The organism is Cohnella nanjingensis, assembly GCF_014212125.1.
Lineage (GTDB): Bacteria > Bacillota > Bacilli > Paenibacillales > Paenibacillaceae > Cohnella > Cohnella nanjingensis.
Genome location: NZ_JACJVP010000001.1, coordinates 418,298 through 439,343 on the forward strand (window position 1 = coordinate 418,298; position 21,046 = coordinate 439,343).

The 21,046-nt window shown below is 59.7% G+C and carries 16 protein-coding genes; 2 read left to right on the top strand and 14 right to left on the bottom strand.

Features of this window, described 5'->3' with window-relative positions; all coding sequences use genetic code 11:
- Window positions 1-124: 124 nt before the first annotated feature.
- Window positions 125-439 carry a TVP38/TMEM64 family protein gene (locus H7C19_RS35615; protein WP_185140850.1) on the bottom strand — a complete coding sequence of 105 codons (315 nt, stop codon included), beginning with the start codon at window positions 437-439 and terminating at the stop codon, window positions 125-127.
- Between the two features lie 187 nt (window positions 440-626).
- Here H7C19_RS35615 and H7C19_RS01960 point away from each other — a divergent pair, with 187 nt between their 5' ends.
- Together H7C19_RS01960 and guaD are read left to right on the top strand one after the other, a co-directional pair.
- A complete protein-coding gene (locus H7C19_RS01960) occupies window positions 627-1,913 on the top strand; it encodes a hypothetical protein (protein WP_185140851.1) in 1,287 nt (428 codons plus the stop codon).
- Between the two features lie 212 nt (window positions 1,914-2,125).
- Window positions 2,126-3,493: a guanine deaminase gene (gene guaD / locus H7C19_RS01965; RefSeq protein WP_185140852.1), complete on the top strand. Its 1,368-nt coding sequence runs from the start codon at window positions 2,126-2,128 to the stop codon at window positions 3,491-3,493.
- Window positions 3,494-3,566: 73 nt separating this feature from the next.
- On the opposite strand, the gene H7C19_RS01970 is transcribed toward guaD, so the two are convergent.
- The 13 genes from H7C19_RS01970 to H7C19_RS02030 all read right to left on the bottom strand — a co-directional run bounded on the left by H7C19_RS01970 (window position 3,567) and on the right by H7C19_RS02030 (window position 21,016).
- Complete coding sequence (locus H7C19_RS01970; protein WP_185141001.1) at window positions 3,567-4,445, bottom strand: SDR family oxidoreductase; 879 nt, start codon at window positions 4,443-4,445, stop codon at window positions 3,567-3,569.
- A gap of 84 nt (window positions 4,446-4,529) precedes the next feature.
- A complete protein-coding gene (locus tag H7C19_RS01975; RefSeq protein WP_185140853.1) occupies window positions 4,530-4,949 on the bottom strand; it encodes an Rrf2 family transcriptional regulator in 420 nt (139 codons plus the stop codon).
- Window positions 4,950-5,085: 136 nt separating this feature from the next.
- On the bottom strand, window positions 5,086-6,054 hold the full coding sequence (locus H7C19_RS01980) for an aldo/keto reductase (protein ID WP_185140854.1): 969 nt from the start codon (window positions 6,052-6,054) through the stop codon (window positions 5,086-5,088).
- Between the two features lie 270 nt (window positions 6,055-6,324).
- On the bottom strand, window positions 6,325-8,253 hold the full coding sequence (locus tag H7C19_RS01985; protein WP_185140855.1) for a DUF5010 domain-containing protein: 1,929 nt from the start codon (window positions 8,251-8,253) through the stop codon (window positions 6,325-6,327).
- Window positions 8,254-8,479: 226 nt separating this feature from the next.
- The gene (locus H7C19_RS01990; protein WP_185140856.1) at window positions 8,480-10,066 is read right to left on the bottom strand and encodes an ABC transporter substrate-binding protein; all 1,587 of its coding nucleotides are present in this window, start codon (window positions 10,064-10,066) and stop codon (window positions 8,480-8,482) included.
- A gap of 61 nt (window positions 10,067-10,127) precedes the next feature.
- Entirely contained in the window at window positions 10,128-11,006 is an 879-nt protein-coding gene (locus H7C19_RS01995) for a carbohydrate ABC transporter permease (RefSeq protein ID WP_185140857.1), read from the bottom strand.
- A gap of 27 nt (window positions 11,007-11,033) precedes the next feature.
- A complete protein-coding gene (locus tag H7C19_RS02000) occupies window positions 11,034-11,999 on the bottom strand; it encodes an ABC transporter permease (RefSeq protein WP_246469242.1) in 966 nt (321 codons plus the stop codon).
- Between the two features lie 224 nt (window positions 12,000-12,223).
- The gene (locus H7C19_RS02005; protein WP_221468987.1) at window positions 12,224-14,545 is read right to left on the bottom strand and encodes an AraC family transcriptional regulator; all 2,322 of its coding nucleotides are present in this window, start codon (window positions 14,543-14,545) and stop codon (window positions 12,224-12,226) included.
- Between the two features lie 177 nt (window positions 14,546-14,722).
- Window positions 14,723-16,768: a beta-galactosidase gene (locus H7C19_RS02010; RefSeq protein WP_185140860.1), complete on the bottom strand. Its 2,046-nt coding sequence runs from the start codon at window positions 16,766-16,768 to the stop codon at window positions 14,723-14,725.
- 45 nt (window positions 16,769-16,813) lie between these two features.
- The gene (locus H7C19_RS02015) at window positions 16,814-17,638 is read right to left on the bottom strand and encodes a carbohydrate ABC transporter permease (protein ID WP_185140861.1); all 825 of its coding nucleotides are present in this window, start codon (window positions 17,636-17,638) and stop codon (window positions 16,814-16,816) included.
- A 16-nt stretch (window positions 17,639-17,654) separates the two neighbouring features.
- Window positions 17,655-18,539, bottom strand: coding sequence for a carbohydrate ABC transporter permease (locus tag H7C19_RS02020; RefSeq protein WP_185140862.1), 885 nt, complete (start codon window positions 18,537-18,539; stop codon window positions 17,655-17,657).
- A gap of 81 nt (window positions 18,540-18,620) precedes the next feature.
- Window positions 18,621-19,901: an ABC transporter substrate-binding protein gene (locus H7C19_RS02025; RefSeq protein WP_185140863.1), complete on the bottom strand. Its 1,281-nt coding sequence runs from the start codon at window positions 19,899-19,901 to the stop codon at window positions 18,621-18,623.
- A gap of 38 nt (window positions 19,902-19,939) precedes the next feature.
- Entirely contained in the window at window positions 19,940-21,016 is a 1,077-nt protein-coding gene (locus tag H7C19_RS02030) for a Gfo/Idh/MocA family protein (protein WP_185140864.1), read from the bottom strand.
- Window positions 21,017-21,046: the final 30 nt, after the last annotated feature.

The window sequence follows — 21,046 nt, forward strand, 5'->3', positions numbered from 1 at the left end:
GGAACACGGCGTAAATAGTGAGGGTTAAAACCCATTTTCCGTTCCCGCCGGCCATGCTGTCTCCTACATAAGCGTAAACGAGCATAGGCGGTATTTTGCCGAGTAGGGTTGCATAGATGAATGACTAGAACGGAATGGCGAAGACCCCTGCGTATAAGTTAATAAGCGCTGCCGGAATGACAGGTATGATGCGCGCGAGCAAGATCGACCGGAATAAATGGCGACCTATCGTCCGGTTTAACCGATGCAACTGGGCGGACTTGGCGAGAAACGACTTCCCCCACGCGTGGAACAGATATCGAAAGAGGATATATGCCACAGCAGATCCGATCGTGGAAGCCGATACGTTCATGACGCTTCCCCAAATCGTGCCATACTTTGCGCCAATGATGCCTCCGACAACGCCAAATGGGACGCCTGGATTACACGCTGCATCCAATCGCCAAAATTTGAAGCAGCAAGGCTATCCATCGATACCGCATGACATCCCCTACTCAGATTAATCTCGAATGATATCCATACAGCAATTGTATTCGCGAAATCGATACCGATCAAGCTCGCAAGAGTAAACCATTCGGACGCCACGGACGTCCAATTAAGTGCAACTACCTGGAGGTGAACGATGCATGACACGCCACGCCAGGAGAATCGTCCTGGGGATCGCAGCAACGGCCGCACTGCTCGCGGGCTGCGCCAGCAAGCCGGAAGCGCAGGCGATCGGACCGCTTCCGTCCGCCTCCCATGCGCCGCCAAGCCACACGGCAATCGCTTCTCCGTCGAAGGAAACCGCAAGTCCGTCTCCATCCGCAACGGTCCCACCATCGGAAGACCAAGCCGGCGAAGTTGCCCTGCAATGGCAGCGCGTGACGGAAGCACCGGCGATCTCGCAGCTGTCCGATTGGCCGTCGAAAGGGCAGCGAACGATTCGCGAATACAAGCTGAAGGCGCATCCGGGCATGAAGATCGTCGTATACGCCTGGAAAGAAAACGCCGATAATCTCTATGCCGCATTGAAAACGAAGACTGTCGTATACGATCTAGGCATAATCGGCAAGGCTGCATACGGGAAAGCCGAGGACATAACGGTGGAAGACGACGTGGTTGCGTTCCGGCAGAAGCTGGTCAAGGTGACCGGTACCCTCGGAGCGTCGGCCTCGCTCACCCGCTATCTCTCCATCGATCAAGGCGTTCCGAAGCCCGTGCTCGCTGTGGATGCCGGCCGGGCGAGCGAGCTGGATCTGGACTTCGACGGAGTCCGGGAGATCGTGGCGACGTCCGGGACGCCCATGAAGACGTACGTCTATCGTTGGAACGAGGATCGTATCGAGCGATGCGACCTAAACGAAGCGCTTGGAGCTCCTTCGGTAAGTATCAGCCCGGAGTCGGCGGTTGTAGCCGAATTCAGCCCGGACTTGGTCAAGCTGTATTGGCTCGAGCCGAGCAAGATGCGGCAATTTGCCCAATACAACGCGGAGGAATATCGTTCGGACCGATTCGTCACGATCCCCTATGATGCGGGCGAACTGCAGGAGATCCAGGAAGCGGTGGCTCAGATCGACCTTGCGACGCCTTATGCGCCCGCCAGAGGCATCGCCACCGACTACGGCATTCAGTCTACAGTCGAGAAGCAAGCGGGCACCATGCAGCTGTCCTATCCGCATTTTGGGATCAAGCAGTCCAAGCACGATCTGCGGCCCGGCAAAGGGGCGCAAGTGCGCAAGACGGTCAAGCTGGCAGGCGGCGAGGCTTCCTGGATCGAGACCGCCCCTGGCTCCGGGGCGTGGTACTTGAAGCGAGGAGATACGTATCTGTCGATCATGACCGCCAAGCCGTTCAGTGCGGACCAGCTCTTGTTCGTCGCGGCCTCGCTCGTGCCGGCGTCGGACATCCATCCGGCGAAGCAGAAAGGCTAAACGAAGCTCGCGGCAGACGGTGCATTTCTTGCGAGAGACCTTCTTTTTTCATGGTCATTGCACCTCAGATCGGCATCAGCCCGATAGACGGCGCTCACCCCTCCGGATCATCTTCAACCGCATGCCCTCCCGCCTTTTGGCCGGGATGGACAGGTGACTTCTTGCTATAATAACGAATAACGATTCGGGAAAAGAAAGGTGCGTCGGAGCGGATGAAGAACTATGCGCGCGTGTTTCAGGGAACGGCTTTTACGAGCCTCTCTCCTAACGAGGTTGCGATCCTGGAGGATCACCTCTTCTGTATTAACGACGATGGCATGATCGAGGAGGTCGTCGCCCCTGGCGCTTCCGATTACGAGGCGATTGTACAAGCCTATCAAGACACGGAGATCTTCCGTCGCTTGGCCAAAGGGCAATATTTGCTGCCGGGGCTTGTCGATCTGCACGTTCACGCGCCGCAATGGGCGCAGTCCGGCACGGCGCTGGATATCCCGCTGTACGATTGGTTGAATACGTACACGTTCCCGCTTGAATCCCGATTCGCCGATATAACTTTCGCAACGGCCGTATACGAAGAGGTGGTCGGCACGCTGCTGGCCAACGGGACGACGACCGCGCTCTACTTTGCGACGATTCATCGCGAAGCCAGTCTGCGTCTAGCGGAGATCTGCGCGGCCAAAGGACAGCGCGGCTTGGTCGGCAAGGTCGTCATGGACGAGCCCGAGCAGAATCCCGACTACTATCGCGATGCCGATACGGCGTCGGCGCTGGCGGACACGGAACGATTCATTCTCGAAGTCAAGCGGCTCGCGAAATCGACCAAACAAGGGGTCTACCCTGTCGTCACCCCGCGCTTCATTCCGAGCTGCACGGACGAGGCGTTAAGAGGGCTCGGCGAACTCGCCGCCAAACATGATACGCATATCCAATCGCACTGCAGCGAGAGCGATTGGGCGCATGGCTATGTGCGCGATCGATACGGCAAGCATGATGCCTTCGCGCTGCACGACTTCGGACTCCTCGGCGACAAGTCGGTCATGGCGCACTGCAACTTCCTGGACGACAACGATGCCGACCTCTTCGCCAAGACGGGGACGGCGATCAGTCATTGTCCCCTCTCGAACGCCTATTTCGCGAACAGCGTCATTCCGATCGCGCGCTGGCATGCCAAAGGAATCGAGATCGGATTAGGCTCCGATCTATCGGGCGGCTTCTCCCCTAGCTTGTTCGACAATGCCCGTCAAGCCGTGATTTCCTCCCGCATGCTGGAAGACGGCGTGAACCACGCCGTTCCTGCCGCGGAACGAGGCGTTCCGAATTCGCGCATCACGATAGACGAAGCCTTCTATCTCGCGACGGCCGGCGGCGGCGAGAGCTTAAGCCTACCGATCGGCCGCTTGGCGGAAGAGTTCGCCTGGGACGCCCTCATCGTCGATGTCTCCGTACCGGGCGCGAAGCTCCCTCTTTTCCATGAAGACGAGTCGCTGTATGACATTTTCCAAAAAATCATGTATTTGATTCGGCCTGAACATATCCGAGAGGTCTGGGTGCAAGGCGAAAACGTCCATGCCCGGCGTTGACCGAACTCGCAACGAAGAAAACACGAAGACCACCTGCAGACAGGTGGTCTTCGTCGTGAACCGCAAAGGTTGATTATGCGTTTGTCGTTTTGGAGATCTCGCGAACCAGTTGACCGAGAGCCTCGTCGATCGGCGTCAAAGATCTTCCGAGAAGCTTTTCGAAATCGCTGTTTTCAATCTCCAGCTCTCCTTCTCGAATGCCCTGTTGGATGCCTACAAGGATGGGGATGACGAAGTCCGGCACGCCGACGCTTTGCATGATCTCCGCATAAGCGGCATCGTCGACCTGCTGCAACGGAACATCCTTGCCCCGTACGTTGCCGAGCGCAGACGCGATCTCCGCTTGCGTCAGCAGCTTGCCGGACAGCTCGTAGACGGTATTCTCGTGCCCATTCCCCGTCAGAACTGCGGCGGCGGCTTCCGCATATTCTTGCTGAAGCGCCCAGCCGACCTTTCCCGATTCCGCGGACGTCACCCAAGGCGCCCCGGCCAGCACTCCCTGGATGCTCGCAATCTCGTTCTCCAAGTACCAGTTATTGCGCAGGAATGAGTATGGGATGCCTGTTTTCAGAATCGCTTTCTCCGTCTCTTGGTGCGTAGGCGCGAGGAACAACTTGCTTTCGCTTGCATTCGCTAGGCTGGTATAAGCAATGAATCCCACCTGTGCGCGCGCGGCTGCATCCACCGCATATTTGTGTTGCCGGATCCGGGTTTCATTGTCGCCGTCCGCGGAGATGATCAGTAACCGGTCGATCCCCGCGAAGGCTGCATCTAAGGACTCGGGGCGGTCAAAATCTCCTTGCCGAACTTCTACGCCGCGCGTGCGCAGCGATTCCGCTTTCTCCGGATTGCGGACGCTTACGGCCAACTGATCCGCGGGAACGGATTTCAATAAGGTTTCTACCACTTTTGTTCCGAGTTTGCCGGTTGCCCCAGTGACTAAAATTTTCATTGAAAATGCCTCCAATGCGTTCATTTTTTATCATAACCAATGCGGTTACAACGAAGTTATAAAATAAGAGCTCACCAAGGAGCTTTATTTTGTGAATCGATCGACCAATTGACCTATGGTCGTCTGTGCGAGCCTCTGTTCCATGAGCGTTTGCGCGTCGTTCAATTCCGCTTGGAGAACATGCTCGATATTCCTTCCGACTAAGCAATGGATATTCGAATTCTCATGGATGCGAAATAAGCGATCCCGCTCCGTCACATTCACGGCACGATAAACCTCAAGAAGCGAAATCTGGTTGGGATCCTTGCGCAACGAAGCGCCTCCTACCCCCGGACGAACGTCGACTAAGCCCGCCTTCTTTAGCATCCCCATGATTCTCCTGATGATAACGGGATTGGTGTTCACGCTGCCCGCGATAAAATCCCCGGTGCAATCTTCCTTGTACAAGGCGATCAGAGAAAGGGCATGAACGGCAACGGAAAAGCGCGTACTGAGCTGTTTCAATGTCATCACCACCGTTGTAACCATTATAGTTCTAAGTCGTCGATTTCGCAACGCCATTTTTGCTTCCTTCATTCGGAAAAAGGAGATGCAGCCTGACAGGGCTGCACCTCCTTCGCATCCTTCGCCGCGCTCCGGACTAGGCTTCCTCGCTACGATCCGTCGCGGGTGGCGGATCGATCGACAGCGCGGTGATCTCCTTGCGCTGCGTCTCGGTGAAGGCAAGGTCTACCGCCGCCAAGGAGGGCTCCAGCTGCTCCACGCTGCGCGCGCCGATGATCGGCGCCGTGATGGCCGGGTGACCGAGCACCCAGGCCACCGCCAAAGTCGCCGGATGAATGTCTTGCTCGCGGGAATACGCGGAGAACCGGTCCGCGATCGCATAATTAATATCGTCCTCGTACCGCTTCGTATAATTGGCTTGTTCGATAAGCCTGCCGGATTCCGGTCGTTTGCCGACGCCGTACTTGCCGGTCAACAAGCCCCCGCCCAGCGGACTGTAGCTGATGACGCCTAGTTGTTCCGATTCGGCGAGCGGCAGAATCTCGACTTCGGCCTGACGCTTGACGAGGTTGTACATCGGCTGGACCAAGGCGAAGCTCGCCAAGCTCTCCCTCGCAGAGATGCCCAGCGCTTTGGCGATCTGCCACGCCGCCCAGTTGCTGACCGCAGGGTACAAGATCTTCCCTTGCCGGCGCAAGTCGTCCAGCGTGCGAACCGTCTCCTCGATCGCCGTCAGCGAATCGAATCGATGGATGAAATAAAACTCGATTCGGTCCGTACGGAGCCGCTTCAGGCTCTGCTCCACTGATAGCGACAGATGCCTGCGCGATGAGCCACGCGCGTTCACGTCGTCCCCGAAGGGGAAGCCCGCCTTCGAGGTGAGGACCAGCTCGTCCCGATTGCCCGCGATCAGCTCCCCCAGGATCTCCTCCGATACGCCGCCGCTGTAGACGTTCGCGGTGTCGAAGAAGTTAATGCCCTTGTCCAAGCAGCGGTGAAACAACTGCTTGGACGTCTCCCGATCGGCGTTGCCGCCGAAAGACATCGTCCCGAAGCAGAGCTCCGATACCTGTATGCCCGTTTTCCCGACCGTCTTGTACTTCATGATGCCAGCTAGCCTCCTTTGAGTCTGATGGCGCTAGATGAACCCATCTCTTTTCCTCCAACAGTCCCTGTCTATCTCAACAATAGACTTTGGCTTCACCTCTTGCAACCTCTTACCGCAGCGTAGGCAAAACGGAAAAAACCGCGTCATGCGCGGTTCTCCTACGATCATGCAAGCGAACCGATTGGGTCCATATCGGGATGCGTCATGCAAGCAGCAAGCCGCGGCTCTCCTCATGCGAGAAGAGCCGCGACCGCACACCATCTCCGGCTAATTCGTCCAATAGTTGACGTTGAAGTCCCCGTCGATCATCTCGAGGCGGACGGTATGGTAGGAGCCGCTAGGGAACGTGAACGTGCCTGCGTTCACCGTCTGGTACGTCTGCCATCCCCCCGTGTTCGGGAGCGTCGTCGTCGGCCCGGCGACGCCGTCCACGACGAAGCGCAGCCGCTTGCCGCTGTTCGGCGTGGCGACGCGTACTTTCAGCGTGACGGTGCCCTGCAGCGGCACTTCCTTCCACTCCAGCCATTCGCCCGGCGCGATGTTGCCGACGTTCCAGCCGCCGCCCGTATCTCCCGTCTCCCCCACATCCAGATCACCATCGCGATAGAATCCGAAAACATTGCCCGCCGTCGTGTCGCTATAGGCGTCGGCGCTCTCTGCTTCAACCCTTAGCGCCGACGGGAACGGATCGCGGGAGAACTGGCGCAGGATATTGATCATCTGATTCGGATAGTCGTACCAGGTCTGGGCGTACGTGCCGTCCCGGCCGCGCCACATCGCCGCGTTCTCCTCCCAGTCGGAGAAACCCTCGACCAGCGTGACGAGACTGATCGGCACCGTCGCCGCCAGATTGTCCTTGAGCGTCTGCCCGTGATTCGGCTGAATCTCCATATGCGTCGAACCGACGTCGAATCGGAAGGACGGCACCGTGACGGCGAAGTTTTTGCCGTTGAAGGTGTTGATGGACTTGCCCCCCGGGACCGGGAACCAGTTGTGCACGCCGTCGACGACGGAGGCGACGGTCGGGTCCTCGCTGAGCCACGACTGGTCGACGATGAGAAACGGATTGACGCCGAACTCGGTCTGCGCCTGTTGGCGAACATACTCCACCATTTTCTTCAGATTGCCGTTGCCCTGGTTCGTGAAGGCGAAGTCTCCGATCCCCCATTCGTAGATGACGGGCCGGCCGTCGATCTTGAAGCGCATATTGTCCGGCACCGCCTGGAAGAATGCCCTCAGGTTGTTGTCCCAGATATACTTGTAGCCGCCTTCGCCCGTGCCGTCCGCATCGCCGACGTCGAACTTCGGATTATAGCCGCCCGTGCCGTGCTTGAAGGCGTTCTTCTTGTCCGTCATCGAGGCCGGCGTGTCGTCGAGCGCGCTGATCTTCAGCCGATCGGCCGCGCCGCGGCGATTGATGGCGGCTACGAGCCCGCTGAGCTTGCGGGTATCGCCCCCGCTGTTGGCGCTCAGCGGAGGGTCCAGATAGCCGCGAATCGTCGGCGCGACGAAGTCGACGCCGGCGGAGAGCAGTTCTTCCACGTAATTGTCCCAGAACTTGCTCTCGTCGGCCGTAGCCTTGAAAAGCGGCAGGTTGAGAATCTGGTTGCCCTGGTTGTCGTAGGAGCCGCCGTGCAACGTCCTGTCCGAGAAGCCGAACGTCACGCCCAAGTAGTGCGGTCCCTGCGGGTTGGGCGAGAATATGACGACCCGCTCGAACGTCTCGGCAGGACCAGCCGAATCGCTGTCCGCGTGGAGCGGGACGGTCGTGGAGACGTCCGCGCTGACGTATTTTCCGTTCGCGTTCGACAGAATGTAGATCTGATTGCCGCCGGCGTCGACGATCTGGAACTTTTCGTTCGCCCCGATCGTCGTCGCGTTGGCGACCAATTGATTATTGGCCTGCTTGGAGACGTATTTGCCGTTGACGTTCGCCTGCAGCGCGTACAACCCGCCGCCCGCGTCTTTCACGGCGAATTGCTCCCATGAGCCCGCAGAGGTCCGGTTCGCGATAAGCGGACTGGCCCCCGAATTGTCGGCGCAGACGTAGTTGTTGTTCGACAGCGCTTTGAGCGCGATCGACTCCCCCGCAACCGGCGTCGACGCGTTGGCTCTGGACGGGGCGCGGACAGCGAATAGCGGCAGCGCTAGCGCCATTGCGAGCACCCACATCATGGATTTGGTACCGAATCTCATCGAATAGCCTCCTTAATATCGATCGTTTTTTCTACCGGCGCTTCTGACATTCCGATTCTTCAGCCATCTTCCCTTCTCTTCAGTTCAACATAGGTGCAATACAAAGGTCGCTCCATCACCTCCTTTCGCGGATGCGCTTTCAATTCCGAGAAAAAAGAAACGGCCACCCTCATCAAAGGCCGGAACGAACGAGGCGGCAACCGGAGGCTGCCGCGCCGTCCCCGTTTTATTTCTTCAAATATTCGTCGATTTGTCTTTGCTTCTCGGCGATGATTTTGTCTACCCCCGCCTTCTTCAGCTTGGCGATGAACTCGTTGTACTTCGCGTCGAGCTGCGCGTCCGAGCTGGAGCCGCTCTCGAGCACTTTGCGGTACTCGCCCACGACCGCCGAAACCTTGGAGATCTCGGACTTCACGGCGTCCGGATTGAAGTCGAAGCCCGCGATGACCGACTTCTGGAAGTTCGCCGGATCGGACAGGTATGCGATGAATTTCTTGTCCGTCTCGGTGGCGTTCGCCGATATTCTGGCGTTGGCCCATGGCGTGACCATCCACCATTGGTTGCCGAACACTTTGGTCGCGTCTTTGCCTTCCGGATATTTGTACTGATTGTCGCCGACCGCGATGAAGTCTTCACCTTCGATCCCGTAGAGGTACAGATCGCGTATTTCCTTGTCGGCGTAGATCAGGTTCAGCAGCATGAGAACCCGCTCCGGATTTTTGGAGTCCGGGGAGATGACGGTGAAGTTGCCGGCTTTGAACGAGCTGATCATCTTGAAGCCTTCGCCTTCCATCGAGACGAAGTCGACTTTGGCGCCCGGCTCGATCTTCGAGAGCGACGCGATGCGGTCGCCCAGCCAGCCCTCCGGCGCGTTGCCGAAACTGCCTAGCGTCTTGACGTCGGAGTTGGCGTCCGTCGTGACGGAAGACTTGCTGAACAGCGAGTCCTTTTCGATCAGCCCGGCGTTCCACCATCTTTGTTTCAGCTTCAGGAAGTCCTTGTACTGCTGGGATTCGAACTGGTTGATGACTTTCGGCTCATTGTTCAGCAGCATGCCGGGCGAGTTGTAGTCGTTGCTCGGCACGAATTCCCGCTGCGTCCCGTAGAAGGCCAAGCCCTGGTAGTCTCCCGTGTACTCGCCGTTATAACGAAAGCCGGATCTGCCCTTTTCGCCGGCCAACGCTTTGGTGAGGAACGACTCGACATCCGCCACCGTCTTCAGGTTGTCGGGGCCGTAACCGTACTTCTCCGCGATATCGGAGCGGAAGTTATAGCCTTGCGGATACTCCAGCGGTCCAGGCACCGGGATGCCGTAGATTTTCCCCATGTACTTGTTCGTATCGACGTATTCGGCGGTCAGCCCTTTATACAAATCCGGCGCATATTGCTCGAACAAGTCCGTGATGTCCTTCGCGCCGCCCTTGGCGAGTACTTGCGCGTAGTTCTGCCACCAGCCGTTGTAGTAGAAGTCGAAGTTCTCCCCGGCGGCCAGCTTGACCATGATCTGGTCTTTGTAGCTGTCCCACGGAATGTACTGGATGTCGAGCGTGGCTTGAATCTTGTCCTCCAGCTTCGCGTTCAGCACCTTCATGACCTCGTTGTAACGCTGCGGCTTGTCGCCTGGCAGAATCAGCTTCAGCTTGGCTTCGTCCAGCTTGGACGGTTGCGCGGAAGCGTTGGCGGCCGATCCCGTCGCCGGCGCGGACGGCGATGCGGACCCGTCGTTTCCTTTAGCGCCGCCTCCCGAACATCCGCCCAGCGCAAACGTCGCGGCCAGCATGACGGGCATGATTGCTTTCAAGCTTTTCTTCATTCCATAGACCCTCCCGATATCGTGTGTATATGCTTCTCCGCGATGCGGATTAACATCTGGCTCAGCCTTTGACGCTGCCGATCGTAAGCCCTTTGACGAAGTACCTCTGGACGTAAGGGTAGACCAGAATAATCGGCCCGATCGAGATGATCGTAGTCGCCATCTGGACGCCGTTGGAGGGCACCTGGATGAACTGCGAGGTATCGACCTGGCTGGAGATGAACGTCAGATTGGAGATCATCTTCTTCAGCAGGAGCTGGACGGGCACGAGGCGGTCGGATTCGATGAAGTTGAGCGACAGCCACCAGTCGTTCCAGTACGACAGCGCATAGAACAGCGCGATCGTGGCGAGACCCGGCGCGGACAACGGGATCACGATGCTGCGGAAGATGCGCATATGGCTGGCGCCGTCGATTCTCGCCGACTCGATGATCTCCCGCGGCAGCGTCTCGAAGAAGCTCTTGAGCACGAACATATTGAACGGATTGACCAAATAGGGCAGGATCAGGACCCAAAGCGTGTCCTTCAGATGCAAATACTTCGTGATCAAGATGTACCAGGGCACCAGACCGCCGCTGAAAAGCATGGTGACGAGCACGTAGCCCAGGATGGCGCCGCGGAATTTCATCTCCCGCTGCGCCAGCGGATACGCGAGCAACCCGGTTACGAACAGCGCGGCCAACGTGCCGATCACGGTTACCGCCGCGCTCACGAGGAACGATTGGGTGATCGCGTTCAGCCGGAATACCGTCTCGTAAGAGAACGTCGTAAATTGGCTGGGGATGAGCGAGAATCCCTGATCCCGCAACACCGACTCCGACTCGAACGAGCTGCCCAGCACGATGAGGAACGGGACGAGGCAGCATACGCCGATCGATGCGAAAAACAAATAGTTGAACGTCTGGAATAGCCGATATCCGGCCGTCTTATGCTCGATCATGGAGCCGCTCCTTCCTGGATGTCTGCGTCAGTACAGCACGCCTTTGTCTTCGTCGCTTAGCTTCTTGGACACCCAATTGGCCGCCACGATCATGATGAAGCCCATAAGCGATTGGTAGAGTCCGATCGCGGACGTCATTCCCATATCGCCAAACGTCCGCATCGAGCGGAATACGTACGTATCGATCACGTCCGTAGTCGAATAGAGCTGGCCGTTGTCGCCGACAAGCGCGTAGATCATCCCGAAGTCTCCGTAGAAGATCCGGCCGACCGCCAGGATCAGCAGCACAAGGATCGTCGGCCGAAGCTGGGGGAGCAGGATGCGCGTCACTTGCTGCAGACGGTTCGCCCCGTCGATGCGGGCCGCCTCGTAATATTCGGGATTGATGCCCGTGATCGCCGCGAGATAGATGACGACGCCGTATCCGGTCGACTTCCACAAGTGGACGATCACGAGAATGGCCGGCCACAAGCCTGGACGGCTCATGAACTCCACCTTCGCGAACCCGAGCGCGGCCAGGAGATGATTGATGATCCCCTTGTCCGTGGCCAGGAACGTGCCGAGAAACAGCGAGACCACGATCCACGAGATGAAGTAAGGGAAGAAGATAAAGGTCTGGAACGTCCGCGCCGCGATCCGGCTCCGGATCTCGCTGAGCAGAATCGCCGTGAGCACGGAGACGAACGTCCCGATCCCGATGAACAACACGTTCAGGAACAGCGTGTTGTACGTCACGCGGAACAAATCGGGCGAAGTGAAGAAAAACTCGAAGTTGTCGAAGCCCGCCCACGGACTGCCGAAGATGCCGTCCGCGAAGTTGTAGTTCTTAAACGCGATGATGACCCCGAGCATCGGCAAGTAATGGAAGATCAAGAAAAACAAGATGCCGGGGAGCGCCATCCAATAAAGCGCGCCCGTGCCGGAGAAGCGGAACCGCTTTTTGCGTTCGCTTCTCGTCGTGATGCCAGATGCTTTGTGTGCTTGCAGTCGCAATTGACCGCCTCCCTCTGCCGATGATGGCTTTGTGTCCCCCATCATGGCATATCCCGGTCTCCGAAATACACTCTGAATATCGCTTCGGACTCAGAAATCCGGCAATAAATCCAATTTTGTAGTCGATCTCGCGGATTGGAGCCGTATCCATAGGTGCAAAATGCAAAAAAATGCGCCCGTATCGCCGCTTCGGCGGGACACGGACGGATCATGGCACTCGCGTCTTAGCTCGATTCCGGGGAAGTCCCGGTCCATTTGCGGCAGGCGAGCGGCGTCATGCCGAACTCCTTTTTGAATACATAATAAAAGTAATTGCTGGAGCTGAACCCGGCCATCTCGGCGATGTCGCCAATGATCATGTCCGATTGCTCGACGAGCTCCCTCGCCTTGGCCAACCGCTTGCGGTTGATCGTTTCGTGGACGGTCGTGCCGAGGTGTTCGTTGAACAGCTTGTTGACGTAGCTGACCGAGTAGCCCAGATGCTCAGCCACGTCCGTGACCGAGAAGTCCGTCGAACGGTAACGCTCCTCAATGAACTTCAGCCCTTTTTCGATCATGCCCGCGTTTTTGGACTTGCGGTCCTCTTCTTTGGGCTCTGCCGCCTCCGCCAGCCGATCCGCCATCCAAGCCGCGATCTCCTCGCACGATTCCATCGCCGTCAGATGGGCGTAGATCTCGTCGTAGCGCATCGCGGGGCGGTCGAAGGCGCGGCCCGGCAACCCTTGAACGGCCTTCAGAACGTTCAGCATCGCCTGGGCTGCCCCTGCGAAGAAGTCGGCGCCCCCTTGGCTATCCATACTGCCGAGCATCTGGCGGACCGCCTCCGTCAATTTGTGCGGCTTGCCGAGCCGGATGACGTCCACGATCGCCTTTTCCTTGTCCGCGGCATACTCGGAGCGTCCGGCTTGCTCGTTCTTGCCGCCGACGAACAGACGTCCGGGTCCGTGGAATAGGCGACCTTGCGTAGCGGCCAGCGCGCTCTCGTAGGCGTATGCCGCCTCGGCTAGCGTCTCAACCGCATCGCCGACGCCCACGGTCACGCTGAGCTTCAAGTATTCGCGGATGTTGCGCTGTACGGCCTCCAACTCCTGCATGAGCTCGTCGTCCCGGTCCGCCGGCGCCTCTACGATAACGGCGACATGATCGGCTCCGATATCGACGGGTATCGGCCGGCGCTGTTCGGCCAACGTCTCCCCCGCGATATTGCCCATCGCGTACCGGATGAGGAAGCGACTCTCGGCGTCGTAAGCCGCTTCGAATCGGCGGTATTGATCGACGCGCAGGAGGAAGACGAGGATTCGCGAATCCGAACGCGGCTTCATGCCGTGCTCGGCGATCCTGGCATTAAAGGAGCCGCTGCGGCTCTCTTCGTAGCCCAGCAGCAGGCCGCGGAGGAACTGCTCCCTCAGCAGCCTCCGCGAACGGAAGGACAATCGTTCGAGCGACTCGTTATTCTCGATGACTTTGGCGAATGCGCGCGAGATCGTCTCGAGGTCATCTTCGCCCGCGGTATGGTGCGCCCCTCGGATATGCTTTCTCGCGAACTGGGTCAGCGAACGGATGGGAAAATAGATTCGCCGCGACAGCAGGATCGACAAGAGCAGGCTGGCCGCGATCAGCGTGCCGCTGCTGAGCAGCGTGATGTTGCGGATATGGATCAGGCTCTTGAACAGCGCCGTATACGGATAGATTCCGATATAGACGAAGCCCGTGCTCTCCAGGTTGGTCTTCTGATAGGCAATGACGTATTTCTGCCCGTCGGCCGTCCGCACCATCGTTCCCGACGTTCGCCCGCCGCGTTCGATATCGTCGTAATATCGGAAGCGCGAGCGCGAATCGGAGAAAAGAGCGGAATCGGGCGCCGTGATGAATTCCCCGTCATCCTGCAAGATATAGAGCTGATTGACCGGGTTGTCCGCCATATGGGCCAATAGGTCGTGCAGCTGGACGTTGTCGATGTTGATGACCATCGCTCCCTGGAAGCGGTCCGAACCCGAAGCGGGTTCGGACATAAGGAGGGAGAGCGTCGGATTGCCCGGCGGGAGCCCCGGCATATCGTGACGGAGAAAGTACGGAATCTTGGGAGAACGGTATCTGTACTCTTGCAGGACTGCCGTGATTTCCTTGTCCGGGAAGCTGTCGATGGTCATATTGGGATACGCGGTGGAGACCACTATGTTCAGCTGTCGATTGTACAAATAGATGGAGCGTACGATTGGATTCGACTGAATATACCGGTTCAGCCGGGTGAACAGTAGATGCTGCTCGAAGACGTCCACGGGATCGTCCGAGAACATGGCCGCGTAAACGGATTTGTCGTCGTACAAGTCGTAGCCGTCTTTGATGATGGACGTATACAAGTAATTGGAGACGTTCTGCGTCTGAGCGAGCATGCGATGGGACAGCTCGTCCAGTTCCCCCTTCATGATCCGGTCCGCGTTCCAATAGTAGAGTCCGAATACGAGGAAAATATTCAGGATGTTGAGGAGGATAAAGGACAATAGCAGCTTGGCATACGTACTTTTCCGCAACGAAAAGAACGCCATTCGCGACGGATTCCACTTCATCGTCTTCCCGCACCCTCTTCCAGGCATTTGAAACAGATGGAACCTATTATAATAGAAACGAACGGCAGCCGGCACGCTTTTTCCCAAAACGGGAAACGGCCGCCTGCGCGCTTCCCCCCTTAAACGAGAAACGGCCGGCGGCCGGTGCGGTTTGATTCAATCCGAGGATCGGCCGACGAGGATGCCGTCGGCCGGCGGCACGGTGCGATGACGGACGCGTCCGTCCGACCATCGGTACGCGATCTGCGCAGGCGTCTCTCCGCGATTGACAGCGACCAGAAAGCGCTCCTCGCCTGCCGCGAGCAATCGGTAGACCATTTGGCCTTCGGTTCGGTCGACGCGGATCGCTTCATACGCATGGGCCTCCAAGCAGCTTGCGATAAACGATCCGGCGGCGGCGGCCCCGAACCGGACGCGCGCGACGGAAGGCAGCGTGCCGACCCAGACGACCTCGCCCGCGCCGCAGCGCTTGCGCGCCGCGGCCGGACACCCGTCCTCGAAATGTCCGAACACCTCGACTTCGGCGGACGCGCCGGTCAGATCTTGTCTGTACCTGGCGCCGATGCCGGACGCCTGAGAGCCATCGACGGCATCCCATTCCCATGCGACGCGGTCCGAGACCGACACTTCCAGCGGCGCCAGGCCGAGCAGCTCCTGGACGAGGGAGCGCGAGACGATCGTTCCCGTCTCATCGTACATGCCGGCACACGCTTCCAGCACCAGCTTGCCTCCGCCTTCGGCGAAGAGCTTCAGCGAGGTCCGCTCTTCCTCGTCCAGCGCGAACGCGGCCGGGACGTACAGCACCTTCAATCCTTCGCCGAGCGCCCGCGGCAGATGGTCGCCGTGGATGAACCGGACGGGAAGGCCGGCTTCGCAGGCGGACGTATAAGCGCCGTACAGCCCCTGCGCATAGAGCCGCTCGCCTCGGTTCGCCGCGAAGGCGAACAAGTCGGCGGTCCTCGACACGTAGATGCCGTTGACCGGCGGCACGCGCGACGCGCCGCGGAAATCCACGCGCGAGAGCAGCTTCCTGGCGATATCGCCCGCCGCTTCGGTACGCTCGGACGGTCCCCCGTCCAGCGCCGTCAGGCCGAAGCCGGGCGATTCGAGCCCCGAGGGCTCGGGCCGCCACTGCCAATACAGGACGCCCGTGGCGCCTCCGGCGATCGCGTGCCAATTCCAGAGGCGGATCTCCTCCGGCGTCGCGACCGGACTGCCTTCGATCCCCCACAGCCCGCCGCCGGATTGGAGCTCCGTCTGCCAGAACGGCTTGCCGTCGGCTGCGGCGGCAACCAGCTCCACGTGCATCAGATGCTGGACAAAATCGTTATCCATCAGCCACTTGGGGAAGCTCGTCAGGCCGAAGTGCTCGACGCGGTCCGCGAGCAGGAACTCGTCGGTCAACGTCTGCCCGAGCCCGCCTTCGGCGCATTGACCCAGGTAGCCGCTGAACGGGACGTGCGTCATCGCCTTTTTGCCCGGCGCCGCTTCCTGGACGGCGCGCACGCGGGAGGAGAGCCAATCGGCGTGATTGTCCAGCCAGAATCGGCGCCAGTCCATCATGTCCGGATACGTCCCGAACCGGACCGGAGGCCCCACGTCCTCCCAACCGGCGTATGCGCGGTGCCAGGAGCGATTCAGCGCCTCCACGGTGCCGTACTTGCGTTGCAGCCATCCCGCGAACTTGCGGCGCGAATGCTCGCAGTAGCAGAACAAGACGTCCGGATAGTCGAACGCCGGATCGATATGAGGTTCGTTCCAGACGTCGAAGCCGATGACGGCCTCGGAATCCGCGAAGCGGGAGGCGGCCGCCGCCAGGAACCGGTTGGCGAGCGCCTCGACCTCGGGCTTGTCCCGGCATAGCCCCGGCCAGCCGCCGGACGGGATGTTGGCCGCGCCGCTGAACGTCAGCCTGCGTCCGTCGTGGCCGCAGTAGCAGGCATCCGGATGAAGGCGCTCCAGCCAATACGGCGCGCCCTCCGGGATCAGATTGATGACGACCTTGAGGCCCTTGGTCTCCGCGAGGCCGACGAGCCGTTCCAGATCGTCGAAGTCGAATTCGCCGGGCCGGCGCTCGGACCAGGACCAGACCGCCCACAGCTTGACGATATTGAAGCCGGTGTCCGCGATATGCTTCACGTCCCGTTCCCAATCGGCAGGACCGGGGAACGGCGGACGATAATATTGCGTGCCAAAATACAAGTTCGTTTCCTCCCAGCGATGTAATGAAGCCGCGCGGCATGGGTTCTAGCCTTTGACCGCGCCGCCCGTCGTGCCTTCTGCCAGATACTTCTGGATAAAAAAGCCGATCACGATGATCGGCATCATCGTCATGGTCGCGGCCGCGCTGCTTTTGCCCCAGTCGACCGATACGGATCCGACGAACCGGGAGATGCCGACGGGAAGCGTGTAGGTGTCCATGTTGGTCAGTTGAAGCGAAAAGACGAGCTCGTTCCAGGAATATTGCATGGACAGAATGAAGGCGGCCGTCAGTCCGGGCAGAATGACCGGCATGACGATCCGCCAGAAAGCCTGCATCTTGGAGCAGCCGTCGATCTGCGCGGCCTGCTCCAGCTCCGGCGGCACGTCCTTCAGGAAGCTGATGGCGAGCCAGACGACGAACGGCAAGTTCACCGCGGTATGGGCCAGCACCGGTCCCACGTACGTGCCGAGCAACCCGGCGGCGTGAATCATGACGAAGAGCGGCAACAGCATCGTAACGGCCGGCACGAGCTTGCCTAGCATGAAAAAGTTCGTCAGCAGACCCGCGCTCCGGATGCCGAACGCCGTCAGGCCGTAGGCGCACAGCGCGCCGAGCCCGACGGACAGCAGCGAGGAAACGGCTGCCACGACGGCGCTGTTCAGGAAATAAGCGCCGAAGTCCCCGTTGGCGAACGCCTTGCCGTAGTTGTCCAGCGTCGGAACGAACAGCCATTTGACCGGCACGGTGAAAATGTCTTTCTGTTTCTTGAACGAGGTCAGCACGACCATCAGGATCGGAATGACCGTCCATAGGGCGAACGCAACCAGAATCAAGCCTTTGACGCCTGTCCTCGCCGTCTTTGTCGTCATGCGGTTCATCCCCTTTCTAGCTCCGCTCCATGTACGTCGACTTGCGTACGAGCGGAGCGAACAGAATGACCAGCACCAGCATGGTCAGCAAAGAGATGGCCATCGCGTAGCCCATCTCGTATTGCTGGAAGCCTTGCTTGAAGGCATAGATGCTGAGCGACATCGTCGAATTGGCGGGTCCGCCGCCCGTAAGCGCGTAGATGATGTCGAACACCCGGAAGGCATCCGTGCCCCGGATCAAGGTGACCAGGAGGATGACCCTGCCGATCATCGGCAGCGTGATGCGAATCATCGTCCGCCAGAAGCCGGCGCCGTCCATCTTGGCGGACTCGTACACTTCGTGGGGGACCGTCGCGAGTCCCGAAGTAATGACGAGGAGGATGAACGGCGTGGTCTGCCAGACGTCGGCCACGATGATGGAGAATAGCGCGGAGCCCGGCTCGGACAAGCCGCCGAAGCGGTGCTCCAGACCGAATGCCCGCAGCCATTGATAGACCAAGCCGAAGGTCGGATCGTACAGGTAGCGCCAGATGAGTCCGACGATGATCGGGGAGACGAGCAGCGGCATCGAATAGATCGCGCGGAGCAGCTTGGACAGACGCGCAGGCAGGCCGGACAGCAGCACGGCCATGCCGATGCCGATCCCGAGCTCCAGAGTCAGGGCTGCCACGGTGAAGATCAGGGTGATCCCGAGCGAGCCGAGCGCCACCCGGTCATGGAAGAAAGCAACGTAATTGCGAAGCCCGACGAAGACGCCCGAGGACTCCTGGCCGGGCCCGAAGTCGAACAGGCTCATGACGAGGGCGTAGCCGAGCGGCACGATCATCGCCAGCACGACGACGGCAACGGCCGGGAGCACGAGGAATCCCGCCAAATAGGAGCGAGCCGGCTTCAAGGTCATGCGAGCACTTCCTTTCTTGATGTCGGTTCGGTCGAGCGGATGCGGCGCAGGCCGACGGGCAGCCTGCGCCTCCCGCCTCAACTATTGAAAGGCGTCCGCCAATTCCCGCTGGGCCCGCTCGAGCGCCGCCTTCGGATCGGACTGGCCGACCGCGACGGCGGAGAGCGCCGTCTGCAGCTTATCCATCAGCTTCGGCGCGTTCGCGCTGAGCGGCTGCGTATCGGCCTGCTTCATCGACTCGCCGATCGCGGGGAAAAACGGGAACTTGGCGACCAGCTCCGGATCGCTGAACAAGGATTGCCGTCCCGCGACCTGCCCGTCCTTCAAGCTCATCGCCTTCTCCGTCTCCTTGCTCGTCAGCCAAGCGGCGAGCCTGTATGCTTCCTTCGGATGCTTGCTGTCCGCCGCCACGCACCAGTTCCAGACGGACAGCGTGCCGTAAGGCTGCTTGGCGTACGGGAGCGGCGCGTAACCGATCTTGCCGGCGACTTGCGAGACGTTCTCGTCTTCCAGCCCGCCTACTTGGCCCGAGATCGTGATGCCGATCGGCGCTTGGCCGGATTGCACCGCTTTGGTCACTTCGTCGAAGTGCCAGGTCGAGCTGCCCTTCATGGAGACGGCGTTCAGATCCTTCCAGAATTGCGCCGCCGCCACGTTCTCCGGGCTGGCCAGGTTCAGCTTGCCGTCGGTACCGAGATAGTCTCCGCCGTTCGAGCGGATCAGCGACGCGAACACGTCGACCGCCGCCTGTCCTTGCTTGGCCGGGAGCGCGATGCCGGTACCCTTGTCGTGGTAGTACTTGGCGATCGCGAGCGTCTCCTCCCAGGTCTTCGGCGCGGTCAGACCGTCCGCCGTCAGCAGCTCCTTGTTGTAGACCATCAGCGGCAGCTGGACGAAGGTCGGAAGACCGTAGAGCTTGCCGTCGCTCGTCACGATTTTCAGCAGATTCGGGTTGTAGTCGGCGAAGTCGAATGCCTTCGGATTCAGGCTGTCATCCTTGACGTATTCGTCGATCGGCAGCAAGTATCCGGCTTTGACGTACTCGGGAATCCAGATCTCCTGCGCCCAGACGAGGTCGTACTCGCCGGTCTTGCCGGACAAATTGAGCGTCTGCTTCTGCTGCAGTTGGCCGTAATCGACGTCGTCCATCTTGACGGCGATGCCGGTCTCCTTCTCGAACTGTTTCAGCATCTCTTTCTGGTCGTCCGCATGCGGGCCGGCCCATCTGGAGACCGTCAGCGTAACCTTGCCGGAGCCGGACGAAGCGGACGCGCCGGCATTTTCGTTGCCTCCGCTGCAAGCGGAAGCCAGCATCGCCGCGGCGGCGAGCGTCAGGGCGATTTGAAGCGGTTTCTTTTTCATGGACAAAGCCTCCCTTTGTTGGGCTCTCCACTGCTCCCTTAACCGATGGCGATCGTTTTTCTCTCTTTGGCGGACGTATATCCGGCTTCGGTCACCTGCGCGACGTGAAGTCCGTCGCGGAAGCTCGCGCGGAACGGACGGTCCTCCCGCAGACACGCGATGATATCCGTTACTTCGCGCTTGTAGTGCTGCGCGTGCGTAGGCCAGCTCTGATAGTCGTGCGGTTCCGCATCCTTGGGCTTGATATGCGGCTCGAACCAGCTGCCGTTCGCCTGCCCGCCGAGATGCTCGGAGTACACCTGCAGCTTCGGATGCTTGCTCGTCAGCTCGAGCGAGATCGTCCCCTCGGTGCCGTATAGCTCGAGCGTATTGCGCATGCCGACGTCGACGTGCAGGCTCCACAGCGTATTCAGCGTGCCGAGCGCTCCGCTCGCGAACTGCAGCACGGTCGCCGCGTTATCCTCCACATTCAGCTGCGGCTTGGCGTTGTTTGCCGTGAAGGCGGACACCGCCGCGATGTCGCCGGCGTACCAGCGCAGCAGGTCGATCGCATGCGCGCCCTCGTCGATGAGCGCGCCGCCGCCGCCGCGGACCGGATCGGTCATCCAGTCGGTCATATAGTCCGGACAGCCGATCTCCCGGATGCCCGCGAGACCGATCACCGCCCGCAGCGCGATCATCTTGCCGATCAGACCGCTGTCGATGACCTCCTTCGCCCGCTCCGCCTCCGGGATGAAGCGGCTGCAGAAGCCGAGCGTGCCCCGCAATCCGGCGCGTTCGACCGCCTCCGTCATCTTCCGGGCATCCGCCGCGCTCGTGGCGATCGGCTTTTCGCAGAACAGGTTTTTGCCGGCCGACACCGTATCGAGCACCATCCGCAGGTGATCTCCGTTGGCCGAGTGAATAAAAATGAAGTCCAAATCCTTGCGTTCGAGCAGCTGTCTGTAATCCGAATAGTAATCGCCGCCGTAGCGCGCGGAAGCGGCCTCGCCGCGGGCGCGGTCGTCGTCCGCGACGGCCGCGATCACAACGTCCTCCATCTCGCTCAGCGCCTTGGAACGGAAGTCGGCGTGCACATGCTCGAAGCTGATCATGCCAATGCGAAGCTTGCTCATGGGTAAGTCCTCCCTTTGAATGCGTTTGCC